This is a genomic window from Brucella lupini, assembly GCF_002252535.1.
Classification (GTDB): Bacteria; Pseudomonadota; Alphaproteobacteria; order Rhizobiales; family Rhizobiaceae; genus Brucella; species Brucella anthropi.
This window is the reverse complement of sequence record NZ_NNRN01000046.1, coordinates 91,766-116,047: the sequence shown is the minus strand read 5'-3', so window position 1 is coordinate 116,047 and position 24,282 is coordinate 91,766. Positions and strand designations below refer to the sequence as shown.

Sequence of the window (24,282 nt, the reverse complement as noted above, 5' to 3'; positions counted from 1 at the left end):
GGGCCGTACCGGCTCGCTGAATCGGTCGGGAATCCGTAGAGGACAACCAGATGAATATTCACGAATACCAGGCCAAGCGCCTGCTTCACACCTATGGCGCACCGATCGCCAATGGTGTGGCTGTCTATTCCGTCGAACAGGCGGAAGAATGGGCAAAGACGCTTCCCGGACCGCTTTATGTCGTCAAGAGCCAGATCCATGCTGGTGGACGCGGCAAGGGCAAGTTCAAGGAACTGCCAGCCGATGCAAAGGGCGGCGTGCGCCTCGCCAAGTCGGTTGAGGAAGTGGTTGCCAATGCGAAGGAAATGCTCGGCAACACGCTCGTCACCAAGCAGACCGGCCCTGCCGGCAAGCAGGTCAACCGTCTTTACATCGAAGACGGCGCCGACATCGATCGCGAGCTTTATCTCTCGATCCTGATCGACCGCACCGTTGGTCGTCCGGCTTTTGTCGTTTCGACCGAAGGCGGCATGGACATCGAAGCCGTTGCCGAAGAAACCCCTGAAAAGATCGTGACTGTCGCCATCGATCCGGCCAAGGGCGTAACGGACGAAGACGCCAGCAAGCTCGCCGACGCGCTGAAGCTTGAAGGTCAGGCTCGTGAAGACGGCGTCAAGCTGTTCCCGATCCTCTACAAGGCGTTCACCGAAAAGGACATGAGCCTTCTCGAGATCAACCCGCTGATCGTCATGACCGATGGCCGCGTGCGCGTTCTCGACGCCAAGGTATCGTTCGACGGCAATGCGCTGTTCCGTCATCCTGACATTCAGGAACTGCGCGATCTGTCGGAAGAAGACGAAAAAGAGATCGAAGCTTCCAAGTACGATCTCGCTTACGTCGCTCTCGACGGCAATATCGGCTGCATGGTCAACGGCGCAGGCCTTGCCATGGCAACGATGGACATCATCAAGCTCTACGGTGCAGAACCTGCCAACTTCCTCGACGTTGGTGGCGGCGCTTCCAAGGAGAAGGTGACGGCTGCGTTCAAGATCATCACCGCTGATCCGGCTGTCCAGGGCATTCTGGTCAACATCTTCGGTGGCATCATGAAGTGCGACGTCATTGCCGAAGGCGTGATCGCTGCGGTCAAGGAAGTCGGCCTCAAGGTTCCTCTGGTTGTCCGTCTCGAAGGCACCAATGTCGAACTCGGCAAGAAGATCATCAACGAGAGCGGCCTGAACGTCATTTCGGCCGACGATCTCGACGATGCGGCGCAGAAGATCGTCGCTGCAGTGAAGGGGAATTAAGGCATGTCCATTCTCGTCAACAAGGACACCAAGGTTCTCGTACAGGGCCTGACCGGCAAGACCGGCACCTTCCACACCGAACAGGCGCTTGCCTACTACGGCACGCAGATGGTCGGCGGTATCCACCCGAAGAAGGGTGGCGAAACCTGGGAAGGCCAGAAGGGCGAAAAGCTTCCGATCTTCGCAACCGTTGCCGAAGCCAAGGAACGCACAGGTGCAGACGCATCGGTGATCTACGTTCCGCCAGCAGGTGCTGCCGATGCGATCATCGAAGCCATCGAAGCTGAAATCCCGTTCATCGTCTGCATCACCGAAGGTATTCCGGTCATGGACATGGTTCGCGTCAAGGAGCGTCTGGAACGCTCGAAGTCGCGCCTGCTCGGACCGAACTGCCCAGGCATCCTGACCCCTGAAGAATGCAAGATCGGCATCATGCCGGGCAATATCTTCAAGAAGGGTTCGGTGGGTGTTGTTTCCCGTTCCGGCACGCTTACCTATGAAGCAGTGTTCCAGACCTCGAACGAAGGCCTCGGCCAGACCACTGCTGTCGGTATCGGCGGCGATCCGGTCAAGGGCACCGAGTTCATCGACGTGCTGGAAATGTTCCTGGCCGACGACGAAACCAAGTCGATCGTCATGATCGGTGAAATCGGCGGTTCGGCTGAAGAAGATGCGGCCCAGTTCCTCAAGGACGAAGCCAAGCGCGGTCGCAAGAAGCCGATGGTCGGCTTCATCGCTGGCCGTACGGCTCCTGCCGGACGCACCATGGGCCATGCTGGCGCCGTGATCTCCGGCGGCAAGGGCGGCGCGGAAGACAAGATTGCTGCCATGGAATCGGCCGGCATTCGCGTGTCGCCGTCGCCGGCGCAGCTCGGCAAGACGCTGGTCGAAGTCCTCAAGGGCTGAGATCGCGTATCGGTCTGAATATCCCGGCGGCGGCGAAAGCCGCTGCCGGGTTTAGCATAACAACGGGTCATGTGATCCGGATTAGAGGGACGGATATCCGTTCCGACGCGTAGAGTTTAGTCACGCCGGGGTCTGTAGCGGTTCCTCCCCGGCGGCGTGAGGGATGAAGTTTCGAACTTCCGGCCCGCGCAAGATGAGCCACTGACAAGGAGACGGAGCGCTGCTCCGGATAGGCTATGGCAAGGCAAGAACAAGCCAACGACGTTTTCGCCCTTACCTCATTCCTCTATGGCGGCAATGCCGACTATATCGAGGAGCTGTACGCCAAATATGAGGACGATCCGAATTCGGTCGATCCGCAGTGGCGCGATTTCTTCGCGAAGCTAGGCGACAATGCCGACGATGTGAAGAAAAACGCTGAAGGCGCGTCCTGGACCAGAAAGAACTGGCCGATTGCAGCCAATGGCGAACTGATTTCCGCGCTCGATGGCAACTGGGCTGAAGTTGAAAAGCACGTCACCGACAAGCTGAAAGGCAAGGCTGCAAAGGGCGAAGCGAAGGGTGCTACCGGCGCGGCTCTTACCAGCGAAGAGATCACGCAGGCTGCACGCGACAGCGTTCGCGCCATCATGATGATCCGCGCCTACCGTATGCGTGGCCATCTGCACGCCAATCTCGATCCGCTCGGTCTCTCCGAAAAGCCGAACGACTATAATGAGCTGGAGCCGGAAAACTACGGTTTCACGCCTGCCGACTACAACCGCAAGATCTTCATCGACAACGTGCTCGGCCTCGAATATGCGACCGTGCCGGAAATGCTCGACATTCTGAAGCGTACCTACTGCGGCACGATCGGCGTCGAATTCATGCATATCTCCGATCCGGCTGAAAAAGCCTGGATTCAGGAACGCATCGAAGGTCCGGATAAAAAGGTTGCTTTCACGCCGGAAGGCAAGAAGGCCATCCTGTCGAAACTCATCGAAGCGGAAGGTTTCGAGCAGTTCATTGACGTCAAATACAAGGGCACCAAGCGTTTCGGCCTCGATGGTGGTGAATCGCTGATCCCGGCGCTGGAACAGATCGTCAAGCGCGGCGGCGCCATGGGCGTCAAGGAAATCATCTTCGGCATGGCCCATCGTGGCCGTCTGAACGTGCTTAGCCAGGTCATGGGCAAGCCGCACCGCGCCATCTTCCACGAGTTCAAGGGCGGCTCCTATGCGCCAGACGACGTGGAAGGCTCGGGCGACGTGAAGTACCATCTGGGCGCTTCGTCGGACCGTGAATTCGACGGCAACAAGGTCCACCTGTCGCTGACCGCCAACCCGTCGCACCTCGAAATCGTCAACCCCGTCGTGATGGGCAAGGCCCGTGCCAAGCAGGACCTGCTGGCTGGTCGCACCCGTGACGACATGGTTCCGCTTGCAACGCGCGCCAAGGTTTTGCCGCTGCTCCTGCATGGCGATGCTGCCTTTGCCGGTCAGGGTGTTGTGGCCGAGTGCCTCGGCCTTTCGGGCCTGAAGGGGCACCGCGTCGCCGGTACGCTGCATTTCATCATCAACAACCAGATCGGTTTCACCACCAATCCGGCCTTCTCGCGTTCGTCGCCTTATCCGTCGGATGTTGCGAAGATGATCGAGGCGCCGATCTTCCACGTCAATGGCGACGATCCGGAAGCCGTGGTGTTCGCTGCCAAGGTTGCGACCGAATTCCGCATGACCTTCCACAAGCCGGTGGTCATCGACATGTTCTGCTATCGCCGCTTCGGTCACAATGAAGGCGACGAGCCGTCCTTCACCCAGCCGTTGATGTACAAGGCGATCCGTGCACACAAGACCACGGTTCAGCTCTACAGCGACAAGCTGATTGCTGAAGGCCTGATCAAGCAGGAAGAAATCGACCAGATGAAAGCGCAGTGGCGCGAAAATCTGGAAACCGAATTCGACGCCGGACAGAGCTACAAGCCGAACAAGGCCGACTGGCTGGACGGCGCGTGGGCTGGCCTGCGCACCGCCGACAATGCCGACGAACAGCGTCGCGGCAAGACCGCCGTACCGATGAAGACGCTCAAGGAAATCGGCAAGAAGCTGGTTGAAGTACCGAAGGACTTCCACGTCCATCGCACGATCCAGCGCTTCCTCGACAACCGTGCCAAGATGATGGAAACGGGCGAAGGGATCGATTGGGCGACGGCTGAATCGCTGGCATTCGGTTCGCTGGTTGCTGAAGGCAGCCCGATCCGCCTGTCCGGTCAGGACGTCGAACGCGGCACCTTCTCGCAGCGTCACACGGTTCTCTACGATCAGGAAACCCAGAACCGCTACATCCCGCTCAACAATATCCAGAAGGGTCAGGCGATCTACGAGGCCATCAACTCGATGCTCTCGGAAGAAGCAGTGCTGGGCTACGAATACGGCTATTCGCTGTCCGACCCGCGCGCTCTGGTTCTGTGGGAAGCCCAGTTCGGCGATTTCGCCAATGGTGCACAGGTCGTGTTCGACCAGTTCATCTCGTCGGGCGAACGCAAGTGGCTGCGCATGTCCGGTCTCGTCTGCCTTCTGCCGCACGGCTATGAAGGTCAGGGTCCGGAACACTCCTCGGCTCGTCTGGAACGCTGGTTGCAGATGTGTGCGGAAGACAACATGCAGGTGGCCAACGTTACGACGCCGGCTAACTACTTCCATATTCTGCGCCGCCAGATGAAGCGCGACTTCCGCAAGCCGCTCATCATGATGACGCCGAAGTCGCTGCTGCGTCACAAGCGTGCCGTTTCGACCCTCAACGAACTGTCGGGCGAATCGTCGTTCCACCGTCTGCTGTGGGACGATGCGCAGTACAACAAGGACGAAGGCATCAAGCTTCAGAAGGATGCAAAGATCCGTCGCGTCGTTCTCTGCTCGGGCAAGGTCTATTACGACCTTTACGAAGAGCGTGAAAAGCGCGGCATCGATGACGTCTACCTGCTGCGTGTCGAACAGCTTTATCCGTTCCCGGCCAAGGCACTCATCAATGAGCTGTCACGCTTCCGCCATGCGGAAATGGTCTGGTGTCAGGAAGAGCCGAAGAACATGGGCGCATGGTCGTTCATCGACCCGTATCTGGAATGGGTGCTGGCTCATATCGACGCCAAGCATCAGCGCGTGCGCTATGCAGGCCGTCCGGCGGCAGCATCGCCTGCAACGGGTCTGATGTCGAAGCATCTTGCGCAGCTCGCCGCTTTCCTTGAGGATGCGCTCGGTAACTGATCCGGGTTAGAGTTCTGGAGCAGTTTTTCGGAACTGCTCCAACCTGAATTGAACACAAAATCTAAAGTTTGAAGATCAACGGAAGAAGAAACCATGGCCACCGAAATTCGCGTTCCCACGCTTGGGGAGTCCGTTACTGAGGCAACCATCGGAAAATGGTTCAAGAAGGTCGGCGACGCCATCGCCATCGATGAACCGCTGGTGGAACTGGAAACCGACAAGGTGACAGTGGAGGTTCCGGCTGCTGCTGCTGGCGTATTGGCCGAAATCACGGCCAAGGAAGGCGACACGGTCGAGGTCAATGCGCTTCTCGGCCAGATTTCCACCGATGGCTCTGCCGTCGCTGCGGCGCCTGCTGCGAAGAAGGAAGAAGCCAAGCCTGCTGCCGCTGCACCGGCTGCAGCACCTGTCGCTTCGGCTTCGTCGGGCCCGGTTATGCAGCCTGCTCCGGCGGCTTCCAAGCTGCTTGCTGAAAATAACCTCTCCGCCGATCAGGTAGACGGTTCCGGCAAGCGCGGTCAGGTGCTGAAGGGCGACGTGCTCGACGCGATCGCCAAGGGTGTTTCGACTGCTCCTGCGGCGGCTGCTCCTGTTGCTGCACGTCCGGCTTCGTCGGCTGACGATGCATCGCGCGAAGAACGCGTGAAGATGACCCGTCTGCGCCAGACGATTGCCAAGCGTCTGAAGGATGCCCAGAACACCGCCGCCATGCTGACGACCTATAACGAAGTCGACATGTCTGCGGTCATGGAACTGCGCACCAAGTACAAGGACGTCTTCGAGAAGAAGCATGGCGTGAAGCTCGGCTTCATGGGCTTCTTCACCAAGGCCGTGACCCATGCGCTGAAGGAAATCCCGGCTGTTAACGCCGAGATCGACGGCACGGACATCATCTACAAGAACTTCGCCCATGTCGGCATGGCCGTCGGCACGGACAAGGGCCTTGTGGTTCCGGTCATCCGTGACGCCGACCAGCTTTCGATTGCAGGCGTTGAAAAGGAACTGGGACGTCTTGCCAAGGCAGCACGCGACGGTAATCTTTCGGTCGCTGACATGCAGGGCGGCACGTTCACCATCACCAATGGCGGCGTGTACGGTTCGCTGATGTCCTCGCCGATCCTGAACGCTCCGCAGTCGGGTATCCTTGGCATGCACAAGATCCAGGAACGTCCGGTTGTCGTCGGCGGTCAGATCGTGATCCGTCCGATGATGTATCTTGCCCTGTCCTACGATCACCGCATCGTGGACGGCAAGGAAGCCGTGACCTTCCTCGTGCGCGTCAAGGAAAGCCTGGAAGATCCGGAACGTCTGGTTCTCGATCTCTAAGGACAAACGATGGAGCCGGGCGTCTTCTCCGCATCTCCGTTTCTGCCGTTGGTCGGCTTGAGCGTTGTCCTGCTGGTGGTTCATATCCTCCTGCAGGGCTTTGCGGCGACGAAGGAACTCGGCTCTCGATGGAATGCCGGTCCGCGCGACGAGGGTTTGAAACCCTCCGGCAAATTTGCCGGTCGCGCGGAGCGGGCCTCTGCCAATTTCCGTGAGACCTATCCGGCTTTCATCGGTCTGGCGCTGGCGCTCGTGCTGAAAGGCGATCCGTCCGGATGGGGGATTGTCGGCGCGTGGCTCTGGTTTTTCGGCCGCATCGTCTATATCCCGCTTTATCTGGCGGGCATTCCCTATTTCCGTTCCTTCGTCTGGCTGATTAGTCTGGTGGGGCTCGGTATCATGCTTCTGGCTTTGGTTCTGTAATGACAGCCTGCGCGTGAAACACGCGCAATGAAGGAAACGCGATGCATCCCTATCTGTTCGAACTTGCATCCCTGATGGCGATTTTCGTCTTTGCCATCGTTTCCCCTGGCGCCGATCTCGCCATGGTCATCCGGCAATCGCTGCTGCATGGCCGCCGCGAGGCGATCATCACGAGCTTCGGCATTGGCGCCGCCCTGATGATGCATGTCACCTATACGGTGCTGGGTCTCGGGCTAATCATTTCCAAGTCGATCTATCTGTTCAATATCGTCAAATGGTGCGGTGTGGCCTATCTGGTCTATATCGGCATCAAGGCGCTGCGGGCTGGAACCACAAAGATCGATGTAGAAATGGCACCGAAGGAACCGCGCAGACAGCAGAGCTTCGCCAAGGCATTCGGCCTCGGCTTTGCCGCCAATGCGCTCAATCCGAAAGCCGTGTTCTTTTTTCTGTCGATTTTCTCGACGGTCGTTCATGCCCATACGCCGACCGAGGTGAAGCTCGGCTACGGTGTCGTAATGGCGACTGCGCTCATCTCCTGGTTTGTCGGCGTCAGCCTTTTTATGACGACGCCGAAGATGCGTGTGGCCTTCTCGCGCGCCTCGAAATGGATCGATCGGACCAGCGGCGTTGTCTTCATTGCGCTGGGACTTAAACTTGCCACCGAAAAGGCTATGTAAGCATTATCTTCGGATACCGAAGATTCGCTGCCGGAAATACTCAACCGGAACATTCAGGGAGAACCGACAGATGCACGCTGCAAACAAGCTTTTCAGGACTGCCGCCGTTTCGGTGCTTGCGCTCACCGTGTTCTCGACCGCGGTTCAGGCGGCCTGCACCCAGAATCGGGCGATTTATCGCGATCGCGACGATGCTTATACGCTGACCTTCCGCCCGGAGCAGCCGAACGACCTGAAAATGTCACCGGCACCGACGAATGAATTCACCATCACGGCCAATGACAAGCCCGAGTTCAAGTTGAGCGGCATGGTGATCTGGCCGGAAGAAGGTGTGGCGCGTCCCTATGCGTTGCTGACTTTCAATTGCAAGGGTGACGGTTCCAACCCGGAAGATCTCGATGATTGCAGCATCTGGCAGAGCGTCATCTATTCGCTGAAGGAAGGCGCGGAAGCCGATGTTCTGCCCAAGGCGGACGAACCGGCTGCGCAGGCGATCCTGCTGCCCGATCTGGTGACGGCGCTCGATGGTTATGATTTTGGAGCGGCAAAACCCGAAAAGCCGCTTCAGTGGGAAGCATTCCGTTTTCAGGGATGCTCACCAGACGAGGAATGATCGGTAGCCCGAAGGCACCGTTTGTATGTGAATAATTTCGAATGAAGGAACGGACCCGGATGAACCGGGCGTTCGAAAACGTTCAGGATAGACTGAAGAAGGATAGTTCAATGTCATACGATGTGGTTGTCATCGGTACGGGCCCCGGCGGTTATGTCGCCGCGATCAAGGCTGCACAGCTTGGTCTTTCCGTTGCTGTTGTGGAGAAGCGCAAGACCTTCGGTGGCACCTGCCTGAATATCGGCTGCATTCCCTCCAAGGCACTTCTGCATGCGTCGGAAGTTTTTGCCGAAGCCGGTCATTCCTTCGACACGCTCGGCGTGGAAGTGACGCCGAAGCTCAATCTGGGAAAGATGCTGGCGCACAAGGACACGACCGTAAAGGCCAATGTCACGGGCGTTGAATTCCTGTTCAAGAAGAACAAGATCACGGCCTTCATCGGCACTGGCAAGATCGTTGGCAAGGGCAAGGTTTCCGTGACCGCTGAAGACGGCAAGGTCGAGGAAATCGAAGCAAAGAACATCATCATTGCTACCGGTTCCGATGTCGCGGGCATTCCTGGCGTCAAGGTCGATATTGACGAAAAGGTCATCGTTTCCTCGACTGGCGCGCTTTCCTTCGACAAGGTTCCGGGCAGCCTGATCGTTGTCGGCGGTGGCGTGATTGGTCTGGAACTTGGTTCCGTCTGGGCGCGTCTTGGTGCGAAGGTCACGGTCGTCGAATATCTCGACAAGGTGCTCGGGTCCATGGATGGCGAAGTGTCGAAGCAGTTCCAGCGCTTGCTCGAAAAGCAGGGTATTGCCTTCAAGCTTGGCGCCAAGGTTACGGGCGTCGAGAAAGCCGGTAAGGGCGCAAAAGTGACGTTCGAACCGGTCAAGGGTGGCGCGGCTGAAACGCTTGAAGCTGATGCAGTTCTGATCGCGACCGGTCGTCGTCCTTATACGGACGGTCTCGGCCTTCAGGAAGCGGGCGTGAATGTCGATGATCGTGGCCGCGTTGCGATCGATGACCATTGGCGCACCAATGTCGAAGGCATCTATGCCATCGGCGACGTGGTGCAGGGTCCGATGCTGGCGCACAAGGCTGAAGACGAAGGCATTGCCGTTGCCGAAATCATCGCCGGTCAGGCTGGTCACGTGAATTTCGATGTCATTCCGAGCGTCGTCTACACGCAGCCGGAAGTCGCTTCGGTCGGCAAGACCGAAGAAGAACTGAAGGCCGCCGGTATCGAATACAAGGTCGGCAAGTTCCCGTTCACGGCCAATGGTCGCGCACGCGCCATGCAGCACACCGACGGCTTCGTGAAAATCCTCGCCGACAAGGCAACGGACCGCGTTCTGGGCGCTCATATCCTCGGCTATAATGCCGGTGAAATGATCCACGAACTGGCTGTTCTGATGGAGTTCGGCGGCTCGTCGGAAGATCTGGCGCGCACCTGCCATGCCCACCCGACCATGTCGGAAGCTGTGCGCGAATCCGCATTGGCGACCTTTGCCAAGCCGATCCATATGTAATTGGCTGCAACCATATGATTATAAAAAGGCCCGCTGATGCGGGCCTTTTTCGTTAATGCTTAATTTTGTGCCGGTGGGGCTGGAGCCGGTGTGGCAGGCTCACTCTGTGTCGTCGGCGGCGGGGGAGGTGGAGCCGCAGTATCCGTTCCACTGCCATTCCGGTAGAAGAAGTAAGCGAGGATAATGATCGCTGCCAGAAGCACCGCACCAAGCAGATAGCCACTTCCGCCGCGCGGGGGCGGAGGTGGCGGCATTCCGGAAGGGTCTGACAGGCGCGGATCGGAAGTTGTGCGCGGGTCGCTATTTCGTGGATCAAGGGGATCAACCATAACGGGCTCCTCCAATCGTCCCTTTCGTCATCGAAGCGACGTTTGGGAAATGACGGTTGGCCGGGCATTTGCGGTCATACGTGAGCCAATCTGTGCTCCGACCGCCTCAAATGTGTGTTGACATGCGTTGCGATAACAAACCCGGTGTATATCAATGCGAGAAAGAGCGCTTAGTTCCAAGAAATCTAATATAAGAAGAGCTATGAATTACTAGCTATACAATGCAATTCGGCGAGGATTCTATTAACCCAAGCGAAACTGCACATTGATATGTATATTCAATCACGGAAGCGATCCGGTAATAGGGGCTATGGTCGATCAACTGGCCATCTTGGCTTTATCACTGTAAGTCATTGATGAGGTCGGGTCGTTGAGAGCGATCGTAAACCACGCCGAAATTTGAGGAATGACATAATGCCGTCGAAAGAGAACCTGAAAACCATTGAGCGCTTCGAAAAGCTCTCTTCGCTTCTGCGCGATGAACAGTTCAAGCTTCTCGACGAAGCGGCACGGGAAGAGGCGCTTCCGGGAAAATCGATACTGAGACAGATTGCCGAACTCGAGCTCAATATAACGGCCATTGAAAACAGCATCACCGATCTGAAAGCCGACTAGCAATATTCTAGCTTAGAGGTTTTATAGTGGGCTCACCCGATAGCCTTTTGCGCGTAACAGTTCAATTATTCCGTCCTTGCCCGGCAGATGCAGGGCGCCGACGGCAATAAAGGCATTTCCCTTGTCGATGATCGGAACGGCACGATCCGCCATGACCTGATTACGGTCGGAAATGAGATATTTTAGAAATATTTCATAGTCTGCTTCGGAAAGGCTGTCGGGAACGATCTTTCGGAGCGACGGCATGATCATGCCAATCTCGCCCTTGAGGTAGAGCGCGGTCGTGGTCTCCATGGCATCCTCGACCTTGTCGCCATAGTCGACGGTAGCCACCAGATTGCGGAGATGGAAGTCGAGCGGCATCCGGTTCATCGCGACCAGTTGTTCTGCTGCACTTTCCAGGCCCAAAACATTGCGGCCCTCGGCCTGTGCGTCGAGAGCCAGCCGTTCATCAAGCGATCTCTCGCCATCGTTTTTGCGCTCCCTCTCGCATTTCGGAAGTGCGAGCAGGCTGGTCAGCACCCACGGCTTCATTTTTGCAACCGCGTCGAGAACGATACCGCGTTCTGCAAGCTTCTGTTCGATCTCCTCCCGCCGCTCGGGCGGAATATGCGACTTCAAGGTGCTGCCATCAGTGAAGAGCAGCAGGTCGGGCTGTTCGAGCTTGAGGCGCAGGAAAGCCTTCGGGTCCAGAATATCCGTCGTTTCGATGACGACAGTGCTTGCTGACCGATAGGCCTCGTCGGCGGCTTTCGGCAATGTCAAAACACGCGGATCGGAAAGATGGATCGTGCCGAAAAGATAGGACGGTTCGACGCCGTCTTTATCGATTTTCCAAAGAAGCCCTTTGCGATTGGGTACAGCATCGGCTTCGCGCTGTATTTCCTGCCAACTTGCCGGGTCTTTTGCCTCCAACCCGTCAATGAGATTGATGCCGTGCACGGCGCAAGCAGCAGGTGCATCGTCGGCGCGAGCCGAGACAGTGCCTGCCAGACAGGCATAGAGAAGAACGAGAAGCAGCTTTTTCATGAGAGTAATATAGGGGCGGTTTTTGCCGATGCCAGCGACTTCTCAAGCGCGCGGATGCGCCTTGTCATAGACTTCCAGCAGTCGCTCGGTATCCACGCCGGTATAGACCTGTGTGGTCGAGAGGCTTGCGTGGCCAAGCAGCTCCTGGATGGTCCTGAGATCACCGCCTCGCCCCAGAAGGTGGGTGGCGAAGGAATGGCGCAGCGCATGCGGCGTCGCGCTGTCGGGCAGGCCGAGACCAGCACGCAGTTTCTGCATTTCGCGCTGGATGATCGCAGCATGCAGCACACCACCCTTGGCGCCTCGAAAAAGCGGTTTGTCGGCGGAAAGGTCGAACGGACAAAGCGTTCGATATTGTGCAACGGCGCGATGCACGATGGGCAGAAGCGGGACGAGACGCGCTTTGTTGCCCTTGCCCGTAATGGTGATCGAACGGGCAGTGCTGTCGGACAGCGCATCACCCATCAGGCCGAGCGCTTCCGAAATGCGCAGGCCGCAACCGTAGAGCAAGGTCAGGACGGCTGCGTTGCGCGCGGCAATCCATGGTTCCTCCGCCATTTGCCCATCGGCTGCAACCACGCGCCGGGCGTCTTCGGCGGTCAATGGTTTCGGCAATGATTTCGGCTGGCGTGGCGCGCGCATGGCGCTTGCGCCTGCCGCATTGGCCAGGCCGCGTTTTTCCAGATGGCGTAAAAGCGAGCGCACGCCAGCAAGCCCGCGGCCCAGCGTGCGGGCACCGACGCCTTCATTGCGACGGCTGGCCAGAAACGAGCGCAGGTCGGCGATCCGTAGATTGCCAACATCTTTCAGCGATGGCGGTTCGCCCAGATGCCCAGTCAGAAAATTGAGGAACTGACGTGTGTCGCGCTCATAGGCTTCGAGTGTGTTTTCCGACAGGCGGCGCGCATCCTTCAGCGTCTTCAACCATTCTTCACGCGCCGCTGCGAGGTCGGCGCGGGCAGGGATCAGAAATTCGCTGTTCGTTGTCATAATCAAGCCGGTCGTTCATTCTGGGTGGACGGACAGTTTGCCAGCGATAGGTTACCGGCTGGTTGTTCGCGGGACGAAAAGCACTATTCTTACGAATTGAGGTGAATTGCGCTGACGAAAGGGTTATTGAACGAAAAATAGTTCTATTCGAGCAGCAGAAACAAGGTTGGCAATGCCGCGTCCAGAAAACCCGATCCAGCTTGCCGTCATTGGTGCCGCCCATGGCACGCGTGGCGAAGTGAGAGTAAAGACCTTCACCGGCGATCCGCTGGCAATTGCCGAATACGGCCTGCTCTATGACGAACAGGGCAAGAGTTACGAGGTTCTGGAAGCTCGTCCAGCAAAGACGGTTGTGGTCGTGCGCTTCAAGGGCATCAATGACCGTAATGCCGCCGAAGCGCTGAACGGGACCGAACTTTTCATTGATCGTTCGCAGCTGCCGGACGACGAACTGGACGAAGACGAGTTCTTCCAGACCGACCTGATCGGCTTGCTGGCGGTGGATGCCGAAGGCAAGACCTATGGCGTGGTGAGCGCCCTGTTCGATTTCGGTGGCGGCGACCTCATCGAGCTCAGCGAAAAGGGCAAGCGCCCGATGCTTATTCCTTTCACGGAGGCAGCCGTACCGGAAATCGATCTGGATAAGGGCACTTTGCTGGTCGAGCCCTATGCCGCTGGACTGATCGCCGACGATGAGGATGAACGCCCGCAGAACGAAAAGAAAAAGCCGAAGAAGTCATGACCGACGTTTCAAGGGTCGATGATGAGCCCGGCTTCTTTCATGCATCGGTGCTGACGCTTTATCCGGAAATGTTTCCCGGTCCCCTTGGCACTTCGCTTGCAGGTAAGGCACTCAGCGAGACCAAATGGCAGCTCGATGCGGTGCAGATTCGCGATTTTGCGGAAGGCAAGCACCGTATGGTCGATGACACGCCATCCGGTGGTGGCGCTGGCATGGTGATGAAGCCGGATGTGATCGCCCGCGCGCTGGATTCGGTTGCCGACGGTCGCCGTCCGACGCTGCTGATGAGCCCGCGCGGAAAGCCGCTGACGCAGAAGCGCGTGCGCGAACTGGCCGACGGACCGGGCGCGATCATTCTTTGTGGCCGCTTCGAGGGTGTGGACGAGCGCGTCATCGAGGCGCGCAATCTCGAGGAAGTATCGATCGGCGATTACATCCTGTCGGGTGGAGAAACCGCGGCAATCGTTTTGCTTGATGCAATCGTGCGGCTTTTGCCGGGTGTGATGGGCAATCGCGAATCCGGAGAGACCGAAAGTTTTGAGACCGGGCTGCTCGAACATCCGCATTATACCCGTCCGCAGGTTTGGGAAGATAGGCCCATCCCCGAAATCCTGACCTCCGGCAATCATGGCGCAATCGATAAATGGCGGCATGAGCAGGCCGAACGGATCACGAAGGAACGGCGTCCCGATCTTTGGGAAGCCTATAGCGAGGGCAAACGCAAATGAATCTGATCCAGCGGCTCGAAAGTCTTTCCCTCGCGCTGCTGGCGCTGGGAGCCTATTGGGTCAGCGGTGCAAGCTGGTGGCTTTTCGCCCTGCTCATTCTGGCGCCCGATCTGTCTTTCTTCGGCTATATGAAGGGGCCGCGCACCGGCGCCGTGGTCTATAATATCGCCCATAGCTGGATCGGCGTTGTGCTTCTCGCAGTTCTGGGCTGGGCGATGAACTGGCAGATCTGCATCGCTATGGCACTGATCTGGGCCGTGCATATCGGCGTCGACCGCGCGCTTGGCTTCGGTCTCAAATATGGAACCGGTTTCAAGGACACGCATCTGGGCCGTATCTGAGGCGATTTTCTTGTCCTGATATTGATTCATTGGCGGCAATGGTGTATTGCCGCGCGAGTTCGGGCTAGTACCGACATTGTAATATCTCGTTCGGGCAAAGCCCGAAACGTCCTAAACCAATAAATGGTGTACCGCTCCTGCCTGAAATTGAGGGCATAGCCGCAGGGCCAAGGATTGCTTGGCGGCAAGTGCAGAGCGCTCTGACTGTTTGAGAAGAATTCAAGAAGGAGAGAGACGATGACCGATATCATTCGTCAGCTTGAAGCCGAACAGGCAGCAAAGATCGAAGAAAAGCGCAAGCTTCCAGATTTCCAGCCGGGCGACACGGTTCGCGTTCAGGTTCGCGTTACCGAAGGTACGCGTACCCGCGTGCAGGCCTATGAAGGCGTCTGCATTGCTCGTTCCGGCGCTGGCCTCAACGAAAACTTCACCGTTCGCAAGATTTCGTACGGCGAAGGCGTAGAGCGCGTATTCCCGGTTTACTCGCCGATCGTCGAAGGCGTTGAACTCGTTCGCCGCGGCAAGGTTCGTCGCGCGAAGCTTTACTACCTGCGTGGCCTTACCGGTAAGGCTGCCCGTATTGCTGAAAAGAAAGACAACCGTACCAAGGCCGAGCGCGAAGCCGACAAGGCTGCCGCCGCCAAGGCCGAAGCCGCCAAGGCTGCTGCTGAATAAGCTTCACAGCAATCTGTTTGAAAAAGGCGGCCTCGGGTCGCCTTTTTTATTTGCCAAATGCGACGGGCTGCGTAACATATTGCATAATTCCGCCCATATCTCGCAAGATTGTTACTGCGACACCCTGTTGCGGTTTCAGTTTCTTGACGAACCGTGATGGCGGGTGCATATGACAGCCAAAGTTAAGAACTATTCAAAGGACCTCTCGCAATGAGCGCGCCGCGTACACTTTACGACAAGATCTGGGACGACCATGTAGTGGATCAGCAGGAAGACGGAACCTGCCTCCTTTATATTGATCGCCATCTTGTGCACGAAGTGACGAGTCCGCAGGCTTTTGAAGGCCTGCGCATGGCTGGCCGCAAGGTGCGTCATCCTGAAAAGACGCTGGCCGTGGTCGATCACAATGTTCCGACCTCACCGGACCGCATCAACGGTATCAAGAACGAGGAAAGCCGCATTCAGGTCGAAGCTCTGGCCAAGAATGCTGCGGATTTCAACGTTGAATATTATTCCGAGCGTGATCGCCGTCAGGGTGTCGTGCACATCGTCGGACCGGAACAGGGCTTCACCCTGCCGGGCATGACCATCGTCTGCGGCGATAGCCACACCTCCACGCATGGCGCTTTCGGTTCGCTGGCGCATGGTATCGGCACCTCCGAGGTAGAACACGTTCTGGCTACCCAGACGCTGATCCAGAAGAAAGCCAAGAACATGCTCGTGCGTGTTGAGGGCGAACTGGCTCCCGGCGTCACCGCCAAGGACATCACGCTTGCCATCATCGGCGAAATCGGCACTGCGGGCGGCACCGGTTATGTGATCGAATATGCAGGCAGCGCTATTCGCTCGCTGTCGATGGAAGGCCGCATGACGGTCTGCAACATGTCGATTGAAGGCGGTGCGCGCGCTGGTCTGATCGCACCGGACGAAACGACCTTTGCCTATGTGCTGGACAAGCCGCGCGCGCCGAAGGGCGAAGCGCTGGAACAGGCGATTTCGTACTGGAAGACGCTGCATTCGGATGAGGGTGCACATTTCGACAAGATCGTCGAACTGGATGCCGCCAAGATTTCGCCGGTCGTCTCCTGGGGCTCTTCGCCGGAAGACGTCGTTTTCGTCACCGACATCGTTCCGAACCCGGACGAGATCAAGGACGAAACCAAGCGTGCATCCAAGTGGCGTGCTCTGGACTATATGGGCCTGAAGCCGGGCACCAAGATGACCGACATCAAGATCGATCGCGTCTTCATCGGTTCCTGCACTAATGGTCGTATCGAAGATCTGCGCGATGCGGCACGCATGGCCGCTGGCAAGAAGGTTGCGGCTGGCGTCAACGCCATGATCGTGCCGGGCTCGGGTCTCGTGAAGGAACAGGCGGAAGCTGAAGGCCTCGACAAGATCTTCATCGAAGCCGGTTTCGATTGGCGCGAACCGGGTTGTTCCATGTGCCTTGCCATGAACGACGACCGCCTTAAGCCGGGTGAACGTTGCGCTTCGACCTCGAACCGCAATTTTGAAGGCCGTCAGGGTTTCAAGGGCCGCACCCATCTCGTGTCGCCAGCCATGGCTGCCGCTGCGGCAATTGCCGGACATTTCGTCGACATTCGCGAGTGGAACTGAGGTTTCACTCCTGACGAAGCGTTTTTGAAGCGCTTCTGGAAAGATCAAACCGCCGGCTCATCCCGGCGGTTTTTCTTTGGCTGTATATTAGCAGCTTTTTCACGCTTTGATTGTAAGGAGGAATGGGGTGGCTGGCGTCTGGGAGCCTTTGACAGCCAGCACGGGGAAGAGCATCGATGAATGGAGCCGACTTTATCCTCCTGATCAACATGACCGTTTCCGGTCTGTTTGCTTTCGCATTTCTCGGCATTGCCGTTTATGCGCGGGATAATGCGGCCGCGCCTGTCTTCGCCTTCGGCTTTATTTTCGCAATGCTCTATTTCCTGACAGAGCTTGCCATGCCTTCCATTCCCAATCCCCGCCTCGGCTATATGCTCGCCTTTTCGACCTATTACCTGACATTGTCCTGTCTGGTCGTCGGTCTGGCGCGGATGTATGCCCGACCGGTGCCGTGGATTGCGCTCGGTCTGCTGACCATTGCATCTCTCGCCGCGGTCTACAGCATATATGACATTGCCCGCAGCCAGATGATCGGCATGCTGCTTTATCAGGCGCCCTATTTCCTCGTACTCCTTCTGGCAGTGTGGCTGATCCTGCGGGTGGAACGCAACGGTATCGATACCTTGATGGCGATACTGTTTGGTATCAGTGCCGTCCACTTCCTGTTCAAGCCGGTCATCGCCGTGCTGTCGGGAGGCGCGGGTGCTGAACCGGCTGATTATATCGATACGACCTATGCAATGTTCTCGCAGTCAATCGGTGCTGCTCTTTCCGTCGCAGGCGGGCTGCTTCTGCTCTTGAGCCTGATGCGGGAGCTGATCGCCAATATGTTGATCCGCTCGGAAACGGACCAGCTATCGACGTTGCTCAACCGGCGCGGCTTCGAGTTTCGTGCCGAAGCCGCAATTGAAAAGTCGAAACGTATGCGGCAGGCTCTGTCGCTTGTTCTGTGCGACATCGATCACTTCAAGGCAATCAACGATACACATGGTCATGCGCTGGGAGATCGCGTCATCGCCGCTTTCTCTGCCGAATTGCGCAAGGCAGCCAATGCCAAGGGTGGGATTGCCGCGCGTATTGGCGGCGAGGAATTCGCGATCATTCTGCCGGGCAATACGATCCAGTCCGCATGGAGATTTGCGGACAAGACCCGGCTTGTCTGTCGCGATATCCATATTCCGGGCAGGAACGGCGGGATTGAATTCACCGTGAGCTTCGGTATCGCGGAAATGGAATTCGACGATGTGTTTTCCGATCTCTACAAGCGGGCCGACGGGGCGCTTTATGAAGCGAAGAAGGGCGGGCGCAACTGCGTCCGCAGCGCTCTGCCGATATTGGTGGACGAAAACGTTGTGGAGTTCCGCTCAAAGGCCGGGCGTTGAACGAATCCTATTGATAGCCGCAGCCCGCATGGTCGAGGACCGGTGTTTCCCCGCGGTCGATCCCATACATGAAAGAGCGCCCGCGCAGCACGACAGCGCTCTCGCAATTGCCGTTGGGCTTGGCGACGATATAGGCAACCGTGCGATCCCGCGGCGCGGTAATCACCTTCATGCGTTGCGGCGAAGGCAAAACTGGCTTCTGCGCCGCGCCGACCCGGATGATCTTGGCGCCATTATCCGGCATCTGGACGACAAGGTTTCCCGACGCATCGACGGAGCGCATCGCTTCTTCGGCAAGCGCGGGACCGGTCAGCGCAAGGGCGCAGACGACAACCAGACCAAGTATCAGCCGTTTGCAGTTTGCCATCGTTGATCGAGCCTCATCGTGCATGATCCCAAAGAGAATGAGGACTATCTTAACTCTTTCTTTACCTTTGTCATCCGTGCTGGCTAAAATCGAACCGGTCTTCTCGTGCGCTACTGCTTCGCAGGTCGCAGGCGGAAGAGCTGGAAACGCCAAGGAACGTCCAATGACCAAAGATCATGCCGTCGATATTGCGCTCCTCCATCTGCGTGATGCCCATGAATTCGCGCCGCTGCTGGCAAGCTATGCGCAGGCGCTGAAGCGCGGCGCTCCACGCCGCCCCGACGATTTTTATGCCGAACACCTGCTTCAGGATCGCGCCGCTGAAACTCTGGGGGCCAGGGTCGACGGAAATCTGGTCGGCTTCGTGATCTTCTACGATCTGCCCGAACCCGTGACGGGTCTGCGTGCAGGGCAGGTGGACCATATCTATGTGCATCACGATCATCGCGGAAAGGGCATAGCCAAGGCGCTGATCGACGTGCTTGCCGACAAGGCGGAAGAGCGCAGCTGGTCCAAGCTGGTGCTTAATGCGCCGCGCGTGCCGGAAGACGGGCGCAAGCTCTATGAACAGATTGCTGCGGCTGCGGACTGGTCGAGCTATGTGATTCGATTCGGCAGTTGATCGATTTCCCAAAAGTTGATGAAATTACACATGTTTTTGCCGATTGCGGTCTTCAATCGTTTGAATGCCGCAATCACGCGAATGTGTCGCCCAGGTGCGACCAATTGTTAGTCTTTTCGTGAAAAAGCTTCTTTGACGTGATGGTAAAAGCGCAGTAGAAAGCGCCACATAGGGCCGTACGCCACGGTCCAGCCATATTTTATTGGGTCGTACCGGCGCGGGATCGTAAAGTCCGGTTCCATGTGCTTTGGACGACGTCGAACTGGGGTTCGGGAGAACCCGCAACCTGGCTGCTTCGCTGATCTTCGTCAGCGGGGTGTGGCCGGAGAGAAACGTCAGGGAAGCCTACAGAGCCATGACACAACCGACTGTAACGCGCCAGCGTCCTTTGTCGCCGCACCTGTCCATCTACAAGCCGGTCATTACGATGACGATGTCCATCGTCCATCGCATCACGGGCGGCGCACTTTACTTCGGCACCCTGTTGCTGGCAGCCTGGCTGATTTCGGCTGCGGTCAGCGAAGAGTGCTTCAATTTCGTCAACGCATTGTTCTCGTCCTGGATCGGTCGCCTGATCCTGTTCGGCTATACCTGGGCGCTTCTGCACCATCTGGCCGGTGGCGTTCGTCACCTGATCTGGGATACGGGCGCTGGTCTTGAAAAGCACACAGCTTCGAAGATCGCCTGGGCGACCGTCGTTTTCTCCGTCATCGCCACGATCCTCGTCTGGGTCGTTGCCTATTCGGTGCGCTAAGGGGAGCTGGTTTCATGAACGGTATGAACAATGATATGCGCACCCCGCTCGGCAAGGTTCGGGGTCTGGGATCAGCCAAGGAAGGCACCGGTCATTTCTGGTATCAGCGCTTGAGCGCCGCCGCTCTTGTGCCGCTGGTCATGTTTTTCATCGGTCTGGTCATTTCGCTCAATGGCGCAAGCTATGCGGAAGTCCGGGCTGCCCTGTCGCATCCCTTCACGGCAATCGTGATGGCGCTGTTCGTTCTGACTGGCGTTTATCACATGCGCCTGGGTATGCAGGTCATTATCGAAGATTATGTGCATGGCGAAGGCATGAAGGTCGTGCTGGTGATGTTGAACACCTTCTTTACGGCGGTGGTCGGCTTCGCCTGCATTTTTGCGATTCTCAAGCTGAGCTTCGGAGGTTGATAGCCCGATGGCTAGTGCAGTAAACAACGCGGCCGATGCTGTCGTGGCAAGCAAATATACCTATGTCGATCACAAGTTCGACGTGGTGGTGGTCGGAGCTGGCGGCGCGGGCCTACGCGCAACGCTCGGCATGGCCGAGCAAGGCCTGAAGACGGCTTGCATCACCAAGGTTTTCCCGACCCGTTCGCATACGGTCGCAGCGCAGGGTGGCATCGCCGCTTCGCTCAAGAATATGGGCCCGGACAGCTGGCAGTGGCACATGTACGATACCGTCAAGGGATCGGACTGGCTCGGCGACACCGATGCGATGGAATATCTGGCGCGTGAAGCGCCTGCCGCCGTCTACGAACTGGAACACTACGGTGTGCCTTTCTCGCGTACGGAAGAAGGCAAGATTTATCAGCGCCCGTTCGGCGGCCACATGCAGAATTTTGGCGACGGTCCTCCGGTCCAGCGCACCTGTGCTGCTGCCGACCGTACCGGCCACGCTATCCTGCATACGCTCTATGGCCAGTCGCTCAAGAACAACGCGCAGTTCTTCATCGAATATTTCGCGCTCGATCTCATCATGACTGACGGTGTCTGCACCGGCGTCGTGGCGTGGAACCTTGATGACGGCACGATCCATCGCTTCTCGGCCAAGATGGTGGTTTTGGCGACAGGCGGTTATGGCCGTGCCTATTTCTCGGCAACCTCTGCCCATACCTGCACCGGCGATGGTGGCGGCATGGTTGCACGTGCCGGCCTGCCACTGCAGGACATGGAATTCGTACAGTTCCATCCAACTGGCATCTATGGCGCAGGCTGCCTCATCACCGAAGGTGCGCGCGGCGAAGGCGGTTATCTGGTCAATTCCGAAGGCGAGCGCTTCATGGAGCGCTATGCCCCTTCGGCCAAGGACCTTGCCTCGCGTGACGTTGTCTCGCGCTGCATGACCATGGAAATCCGTGCTGGCCGTGGCGTAGGCAAGGCCAAGGATCACATCTTCCTGCATCTTGACCATCTCGATCCGGCTGTTCTGCATGAACGCCTGCCGGGTATTTCGGAATCGGCCAAGATTTTCGCAGGCGTCGATGTGACCAAGGAACCGATCCCGGTTCTCCCGACGGTTCACTACAATATGGGTGGCATTCCGACCAATTACTGGGGCGAAGTGTTGAACCCGACCGAGGCTGATCCAGACCGCGTACAGCCGGGCCTGATGGCTGTCGGCGAAGCGGGCTGCGCTTCGGTGCACGGCGCAAACCGTCTCGGCTCCAACTCGCTGATCGATCTGGTCGTGTTTGGCCGTGCGGCTGCAATCCGCGCCGGGCAGGTCATTGATCGCAAGTCGAAGATTCCGGACCTCGACGTTACCGCCTGCGACAAGATCATGGAGCGCTTCGATCGTCTGCGTTTTGCCAACGGCTCCCAGCCGACCGCAGAACTGCGCGAGAAGATGCAGCGTACCATGCAGGAAGATGCCGCCGTATTCCGTACGTCGGAATCGCTCAAGCAAGGCGTCGAGCGCATGGAAAAGCTCTGGCATGAACTGCCGGCCATCAAGGTTACCGACCGTTCGATGATCTGGAACTCCGATCTCGTCGAAACGCTCGAGCTGGAAAACCTGATGGCGAATGCGCTGACGACGGTTGTTTCCGCCGAAGCGCGCCAGGAAAGCCGCGGTGCTCATGCGCATGAGGATTTCCCGGATCGCAACGATGCCGTGTGGCGCAAGCACACCCTGTCCTGGCTGTCGCCGGATGGCAAGGTCAAGCTTGACTACCGTCCTGTCCACCTCGATCCGTTGACGACGGAAGAGGAAGGCGGCATCAGCCTCGCCAAGATTGCGCCGAAGAAGCGCGTTTACTAATCAAGGGAAAGAGCAATGGTTGAACTCGCACTTCCCAAGAATTCGCGCCCGCAAGAGGGCAAGACCTGGCCGCGCCCCGACGGTGCGAAGCGGGTTACCGAATTCCGTATCTATCGCTGGTCGCCGGACGACGACGCCAATCCGAGCATCGACACCTATTATGTCGATCGCGACGATTGCGGTCCGATGGTTCTGGACGGTCTGCTCTATATCAAGAACAAGATTGACCCGACCCTGACGCTACGCCGTTCGTGCCGTGAAGGCATTTGCGGTTCCTGCGCCATGAATATCGACGGCGCAAACACGCTTGCCTGCACCAAGGGCATGGACGACATCAAGGGTGCCATCAAGGTTTACCCGCTGCCGCATATGCCGGTGGTGAAGGATCTTGTGCCGGACCTCACCAATTTCTACGCCCAGCATCGTTCCATCGAGCCGTGGCTCAAGACGGTTTCGCCGGAGCCGCAGAAGGAATGGCTGCAGAGCCATGAGGACCGTCAGAAGCTGGACGGTCTCTACGAGTGCATTCTGTGCGCCTGCTGCTCGACCTCGTGCCCGAGCTACTGGTGGAACGGCGACCGATATCTCGGTCCTGCCGTGCTGTTGCAGGCCTATCGCTGGCTGATCGATAGCCGCGACGAAGCCAAGGGCGAACGCCTCGACAATCTCGAGGACCCGTTCCGGCTCTATCGCTGCCATACGATCATGAATTGTGCGCAGACCTGCCCGAAGGGCTTGAACCCTGCCAAGGCGATTGCCGAAATCAAGAAGATGATGGTCGAGCGCCGCGTGTAATCGCGGCATCATTATCGGTTTGAATGAGGGGAAGGTGCAAACCTTCCCCTTTTTCTTGATCTGAGCTCTGGTTGCCATCGCAGAAGGCTTGATCTTTGTAGCCGCGCCGATATCTCATTGGAGAATAGATCCATCGGAGACAGGGCAATCATGCTCGATCATATTGGTTTCAACATTTCCAGCATGCCCAAGTCGCGAGCTTTCTATGATGCGGCACTCGCCCCCCTTGGCATAAGTCGGGCCATGGAGTTCGGCGACTGGGTGGGGTATGGCCGCAATGGCAAGCCGGAATTCTGGATCGGCAAGCAGAAGGGCGCGAAGCTCGATGGCGTGCTTCATGTGGCTTTTTCGGCTGGAACCCGCTCCGAGGTTGACCGCTTTTATGAAGCGGCAATTGCTGCCGGGGGGGCCGACAACGGCAAACCCGGCTTGCGTGCCGATTACCATCCTGATTATTACGCTGCTTTCGTGACGGATCCGGATGGGCACAATATCGAGGCTGTTTGCCACCTGCCCGAATAAAAAAGCGGGCTTGCGCCCGCTCATCATTTCCGCGTCTTGAGATTTTTCAGACCAGCTTTGCGTCCAGCGTAACCTCAATGGCGCCCAGTGCTTTCGAGAGAGGGCAGGACTGCTTGGCCTTGTTGGCGAGCGCTTCGAAATCCTCGACCGAAATGCCGGGAATAGAGGCATTGAGCGTGAGCGCGCTGCGGCTGATCTCAAAGCCACCGCCAGCTGCGGGGCCGACAGTGACTGCCGCAGTTGCTTCCAGCTTTTCCGGTGGTGTTCCGTGTTCCGTCAGGAGTGCGGAAAGCTGCATGGCAAAGCAGCCTGCGTGAGCAGCACCCAGAAGTTCTTCCGGATTGGTGCCGGAGCGACCGCTTTCGTCCTGAAAACGAGCTTTGAAATCGTAAGGCAGGTCTTTCAGTGCACCGCTTTGCGTGTTGAGGGTGCCTTTGCCTTCCTTCAGCGTGCCTTGCCAGACGGCGGTTGCTTTTCTGTCCATGGGAAGCTCTCCTCTCGGTTGGGATTTCCGCTACCGATATAGGGCGCTTGACCACGGCTTCCAGCAATCAACCA

General features: G+C 57.7%; 26 protein-coding genes. 21 read left to right on the top strand and 5 right to left on the bottom strand.

Features of this window, described 5'->3' with window-relative positions; translation table 11 throughout:
• Positions 1 to 50: 50 nt before the first annotated feature.
• The 8 genes from sucC (at position 51) to lpdA (ending at position 9,951) form a co-directional block, all read left to right on the top strand.
• The gene (gene sucC / locus CES86_RS12075) at positions 51 to 1,247 is read left to right on the top strand and encodes an ADP-forming succinate--CoA ligase subunit beta (protein ID WP_010657594.1); all 1,197 of its coding nucleotides are present in this window, start codon (positions 51 to 53) and stop codon (positions 1,245 to 1,247) included.
• A gap of 3 nt (positions 1,248 to 1,250) precedes the next feature.
• Positions 1,251 to 2,153, top strand: a complete 903-nt coding sequence (gene sucD / locus CES86_RS12070) for a succinate--CoA ligase subunit alpha (protein ID WP_010657593.1) — start codon at positions 1,251 to 1,253, stop codon at positions 2,151 to 2,153.
• A gap of 236 nt (positions 2,154 to 2,389) precedes the next feature.
• Complete coding sequence (locus tag CES86_RS12065) at positions 2,390 to 5,395, top strand: 2-oxoglutarate dehydrogenase E1 component (protein WP_010657592.1); 3,006 nt, start codon at positions 2,390 to 2,392, stop codon at positions 5,393 to 5,395.
• A 93-nt stretch (positions 5,396 to 5,488) separates the two neighbouring features.
• Positions 5,489 to 6,721 (top strand): 2-oxoglutarate dehydrogenase complex dihydrolipoyllysine-residue succinyltransferase, encoded by a 1,233-nt coding sequence (gene odhB / locus CES86_RS12060; protein ID WP_094514483.1) that lies wholly within the window; start codon positions 5,489 to 5,491, stop codon positions 6,719 to 6,721.
• Between the two features lie 9 nt (positions 6,722 to 6,730).
• Positions 6,731 to 7,144 carry an MAPEG family protein gene (locus tag CES86_RS12055; protein WP_012091131.1) on the top strand — a complete coding sequence of 138 codons (414 nt, stop codon included), beginning with the start codon at positions 6,731 to 6,733 and terminating at the stop codon, positions 7,142 to 7,144.
• A gap of 41 nt (positions 7,145 to 7,185) precedes the next feature.
• On the top strand, positions 7,186 to 7,824 hold the full coding sequence (locus CES86_RS12050) for a LysE family translocator (protein ID WP_094514482.1): 639 nt from the start codon (positions 7,186 to 7,188) through the stop codon (positions 7,822 to 7,824).
• 70 nt (positions 7,825 to 7,894) lie between these two features.
• Entirely contained in the window at positions 7,895 to 8,437 is a 543-nt protein-coding gene (locus CES86_RS12045) for a hypothetical protein (protein ID WP_061344536.1), read from the top strand.
• Between the two features lie 110 nt (positions 8,438 to 8,547).
• Complete coding sequence (lpdA, locus tag CES86_RS12040; RefSeq protein WP_094514663.1) at positions 8,548 to 9,951, top strand: dihydrolipoyl dehydrogenase; 1,404 nt, start codon at positions 8,548 to 8,550, stop codon at positions 9,949 to 9,951.
• A 59-nt stretch (positions 9,952 to 10,010) separates the two neighbouring features.
• On the opposite strand, the gene CES86_RS12035 is transcribed toward lpdA, so the two are convergent.
• Complete coding sequence (locus CES86_RS12035) at positions 10,011 to 10,280, bottom strand: hypothetical protein (protein WP_010657586.1); 270 nt, start codon at positions 10,278 to 10,280, stop codon at positions 10,011 to 10,013.
• A 414-nt stretch (positions 10,281 to 10,694) separates the two neighbouring features.
• Between CES86_RS12035 and CES86_RS12030 the strand changes: the two genes are divergently transcribed.
• Positions 10,695 to 10,895 carry a hypothetical protein gene (locus CES86_RS12030; protein ID WP_010657585.1) on the top strand — a complete coding sequence of 67 codons (201 nt, stop codon included), beginning with the start codon at positions 10,695 to 10,697 and terminating at the stop codon, positions 10,893 to 10,895.
• Between the two features lie 21 nt (positions 10,896 to 10,916).
• Here the strand turns inward: CES86_RS12030 and CES86_RS12025 are convergent, their stop codons facing one another.
• Together CES86_RS12025 and CES86_RS12020 are read right to left on the bottom strand one after the other, a co-directional pair.
• The gene (locus CES86_RS12025) at positions 10,917 to 11,924 is read right to left on the bottom strand and encodes a TraB/GumN family protein (RefSeq protein ID WP_094514480.1); all 1,008 of its coding nucleotides are present in this window, start codon (positions 11,922 to 11,924) and stop codon (positions 10,917 to 10,919) included.
• 42 nt (positions 11,925 to 11,966) lie between these two features.
• Positions 11,967 to 12,914, bottom strand: coding sequence for a tyrosine recombinase XerC (locus tag CES86_RS12020; protein ID WP_012091138.1), 948 nt, complete (start codon positions 12,912 to 12,914; stop codon positions 11,967 to 11,969).
• Between the two features lie 172 nt (positions 12,915 to 13,086).
• Between CES86_RS12020 and rimM the strand changes: the two genes are divergently transcribed.
• From rimM to CES86_RS11985, 6 genes are all read left to right on the top strand, one after another.
• Entirely contained in the window at positions 13,087 to 13,656 is a 570-nt protein-coding gene (gene rimM / locus CES86_RS12015) for a ribosome maturation factor RimM (RefSeq protein WP_010657582.1), read from the top strand.
• Positions 13,653 to 14,384 (top strand): tRNA (guanosine(37)-N1)-methyltransferase TrmD, encoded by a 732-nt coding sequence (gene trmD / locus CES86_RS12010; protein WP_012091139.1) that lies wholly within the window; start codon positions 13,653 to 13,655, stop codon positions 14,382 to 14,384. The genes rimM and trmD overlap by 4 nt, the downstream gene beginning before the upstream one ends.
• On the top strand, positions 14,381 to 14,725 hold the full coding sequence (locus CES86_RS12005) for a DUF4260 domain-containing protein (protein ID WP_012091140.1): 345 nt from the start codon (positions 14,381 to 14,383) through the stop codon (positions 14,723 to 14,725). Before trmD ends, CES86_RS12005 begins: the two co-directional genes overlap by 4 nt.
• A gap of 237 nt (positions 14,726 to 14,962) precedes the next feature.
• A complete protein-coding gene (gene rplS, locus CES86_RS12000) occupies positions 14,963 to 15,400 on the top strand; it encodes a 50S ribosomal protein L19 (RefSeq protein ID WP_006467977.1) in 438 nt (145 codons plus the stop codon).
• Positions 15,401 to 15,610: 210 nt separating this feature from the next.
• Positions 15,611 to 17,020: a 3-isopropylmalate dehydratase large subunit gene (gene leuC, locus CES86_RS11990; RefSeq protein ID WP_094514479.1), complete on the top strand. Its 1,410-nt coding sequence runs from the start codon at positions 15,611 to 15,613 to the stop codon at positions 17,018 to 17,020.
• A gap of 176 nt (positions 17,021 to 17,196) precedes the next feature.
• A complete protein-coding gene (locus CES86_RS11985; protein WP_012091141.1) occupies positions 17,197 to 18,402 on the top strand; it encodes a GGDEF domain-containing protein in 1,206 nt (401 codons plus the stop codon).
• A 7-nt stretch (positions 18,403 to 18,409) separates the two neighbouring features.
• Here CES86_RS11985 and CES86_RS11980 read toward each other — a convergent pair whose 3' ends face one another.
• Complete coding sequence (locus CES86_RS11980; RefSeq protein ID WP_012091142.1) at positions 18,410 to 18,769, bottom strand: hypothetical protein; 360 nt, start codon at positions 18,767 to 18,769, stop codon at positions 18,410 to 18,412.
• Between the two features lie 163 nt (positions 18,770 to 18,932).
• Here CES86_RS11980 and CES86_RS11975 point away from each other — a divergent pair, with 163 nt between their 5' ends.
• The 6 genes from CES86_RS11975 (at position 18,933) to CES86_RS11950 (ending at position 23,724) form a co-directional block, all read left to right on the top strand.
• Entirely contained in the window at positions 18,933 to 19,391 is a 459-nt protein-coding gene (locus tag CES86_RS11975; protein ID WP_094514477.1) for a GNAT family N-acetyltransferase, read from the top strand.
• A gap of 355 nt (positions 19,392 to 19,746) precedes the next feature.
• A complete protein-coding gene (gene sdhC, locus CES86_RS11970; RefSeq protein WP_010657575.1) occupies positions 19,747 to 20,145 on the top strand; it encodes a succinate dehydrogenase, cytochrome b556 subunit in 399 nt (132 codons plus the stop codon).
• A gap of 14 nt (positions 20,146 to 20,159) precedes the next feature.
• On the top strand, positions 20,160 to 20,555 hold the full coding sequence (gene sdhD, locus CES86_RS11965; protein ID WP_010657574.1) for a succinate dehydrogenase, hydrophobic membrane anchor protein: 396 nt from the start codon (positions 20,160 to 20,162) through the stop codon (positions 20,553 to 20,555).
• 7 nt (positions 20,556 to 20,562) lie between these two features.
• The gene (sdhA, locus tag CES86_RS11960) at positions 20,563 to 22,407 is read left to right on the top strand and encodes a succinate dehydrogenase flavoprotein subunit (RefSeq protein ID WP_094514476.1); all 1,845 of its coding nucleotides are present in this window, start codon (positions 20,563 to 20,565) and stop codon (positions 22,405 to 22,407) included.
• Positions 22,408 to 22,422: 15 nt separating this feature from the next.
• Positions 22,423 to 23,202, top strand: a complete 780-nt coding sequence (locus tag CES86_RS11955) for a succinate dehydrogenase iron-sulfur subunit (protein WP_010657572.1) — start codon at positions 22,423 to 22,425, stop codon at positions 23,200 to 23,202.
• Between the two features lie 150 nt (positions 23,203 to 23,352).
• A complete protein-coding gene (locus CES86_RS11950) occupies positions 23,353 to 23,724 on the top strand; it encodes a VOC family protein (protein WP_012091144.1) in 372 nt (123 codons plus the stop codon).
• A gap of 46 nt (positions 23,725 to 23,770) precedes the next feature.
• Here CES86_RS11950 and CES86_RS11945 read toward each other — a convergent pair whose 3' ends face one another.
• Entirely contained in the window at positions 23,771 to 24,208 is a 438-nt protein-coding gene (locus CES86_RS11945) for an OsmC family protein (protein WP_010657570.1), read from the bottom strand.
• Positions 24,209 to 24,282: the final 74 nt, after the last annotated feature.

Excerpts from the sequence above, each read along its gene's own strand:
- CES86_RS12025 (WP_094514480.1), bottom strand. The coding sequence starts at position 11,924 with ATGAAAAAGCTGCTTCTCGTTCTTCTCTATGCCTGTCTGGCAGGCACT.
- sdhC (WP_010657575.1), top strand. The coding sequence starts at position 19,747 with ATGACACAACCGACTGTAACGCGCCAGCGTCCTTTGTCGCCGCACCTG.
- CES86_RS12050 (WP_094514482.1), top strand. The coding sequence starts at position 7,186 with ATGCATCCCTATCTGTTCGAACTTGCATCCCTGATGGCGATTTTCGTC.
- CES86_RS11980 (WP_012091142.1), bottom strand. The coding sequence starts at position 18,769 with ATGGCAAACTGCAAACGGCTGATACTTGGTCTGGTTGTCGTCTGCGCC.
- sdhD (WP_010657574.1), top strand. The coding sequence starts at position 20,160 with ATGAACGGTATGAACAATGATATGCGCACCCCGCTCGGCAAGGTTCGG.
- sdhA (WP_094514476.1), top strand. The coding sequence starts at position 20,563 with ATGGCTAGTGCAGTAAACAACGCGGCCGATGCTGTCGTGGCAAGCAAA.
- rplS (WP_006467977.1), top strand. The coding sequence starts at position 14,963 with ATGACCGATATCATTCGTCAGCTTGAAGCCGAACAGGCAGCAAAGATC.
- trmD (WP_012091139.1), top strand. The coding sequence starts at position 13,653 with ATGACCGACGTTTCAAGGGTCGATGATGAGCCCGGCTTCTTTCATGCA.
- CES86_RS12045 (WP_061344536.1), top strand. The coding sequence starts at position 7,895 with ATGCACGCTGCAAACAAGCTTTTCAGGACTGCCGCCGTTTCGGTGCTT.
- CES86_RS11985 (WP_012091141.1), top strand. The coding sequence starts at position 17,197 with ATGAATGGAGCCGACTTTATCCTCCTGATCAACATGACCGTTTCCGGT.
- CES86_RS12020 (WP_012091138.1), bottom strand. The coding sequence starts at position 12,914 with ATGACAACGAACAGCGAATTTCTGATCCCTGCCCGCGCCGACCTCGCA.
- sucC (WP_010657594.1), top strand. The coding sequence starts at position 51 with ATGAATATTCACGAATACCAGGCCAAGCGCCTGCTTCACACCTATGGC.
- CES86_RS12035 (WP_010657586.1), bottom strand. The coding sequence starts at position 10,280 with ATGGTTGATCCCCTTGATCCACGAAATAGCGACCCGCGCACAACTTCC.
- leuC (WP_094514479.1), top strand. The coding sequence starts at position 15,611 with ATGAGCGCGCCGCGTACACTTTACGACAAGATCTGGGACGACCATGTA.
- CES86_RS11945 (WP_010657570.1), bottom strand. The coding sequence starts at position 24,208 with ATGGACAGAAAAGCAACCGCCGTCTGGCAAGGCACGCTGAAGGAAGGC.
- CES86_RS11950 (WP_012091144.1), top strand. The coding sequence starts at position 23,353 with ATGCTCGATCATATTGGTTTCAACATTTCCAGCATGCCCAAGTCGCGA.
- CES86_RS11975 (WP_094514477.1), top strand. The coding sequence starts at position 18,933 with ATGACCAAAGATCATGCCGTCGATATTGCGCTCCTCCATCTGCGTGAT.
- sucD (WP_010657593.1), top strand. The coding sequence starts at position 1,251 with ATGTCCATTCTCGTCAACAAGGACACCAAGGTTCTCGTACAGGGCCTG.
- rimM (WP_010657582.1), top strand. The coding sequence starts at position 13,087 with ATGCCGCGTCCAGAAAACCCGATCCAGCTTGCCGTCATTGGTGCCGCC.
- odhB (WP_094514483.1), top strand. The coding sequence starts at position 5,489 with ATGGCCACCGAAATTCGCGTTCCCACGCTTGGGGAGTCCGTTACTGAG.
- CES86_RS12055 (WP_012091131.1), top strand. The coding sequence starts at position 6,731 with ATGGAGCCGGGCGTCTTCTCCGCATCTCCGTTTCTGCCGTTGGTCGGC.
- CES86_RS11955 (WP_010657572.1), top strand. The coding sequence starts at position 22,423 with ATGGTTGAACTCGCACTTCCCAAGAATTCGCGCCCGCAAGAGGGCAAG.
- CES86_RS12005 (WP_012091140.1), top strand. The coding sequence starts at position 14,381 with ATGAATCTGATCCAGCGGCTCGAAAGTCTTTCCCTCGCGCTGCTGGCG.
- CES86_RS12065 (WP_010657592.1), top strand. The coding sequence starts at position 2,390 with ATGGCAAGGCAAGAACAAGCCAACGACGTTTTCGCCCTTACCTCATTC.
- CES86_RS12030 (WP_010657585.1), top strand. The coding sequence starts at position 10,695 with ATGCCGTCGAAAGAGAACCTGAAAACCATTGAGCGCTTCGAAAAGCTC.
- lpdA (WP_094514663.1), top strand. The coding sequence starts at position 8,548 with ATGTCATACGATGTGGTTGTCATCGGTACGGGCCCCGGCGGTTATGTC.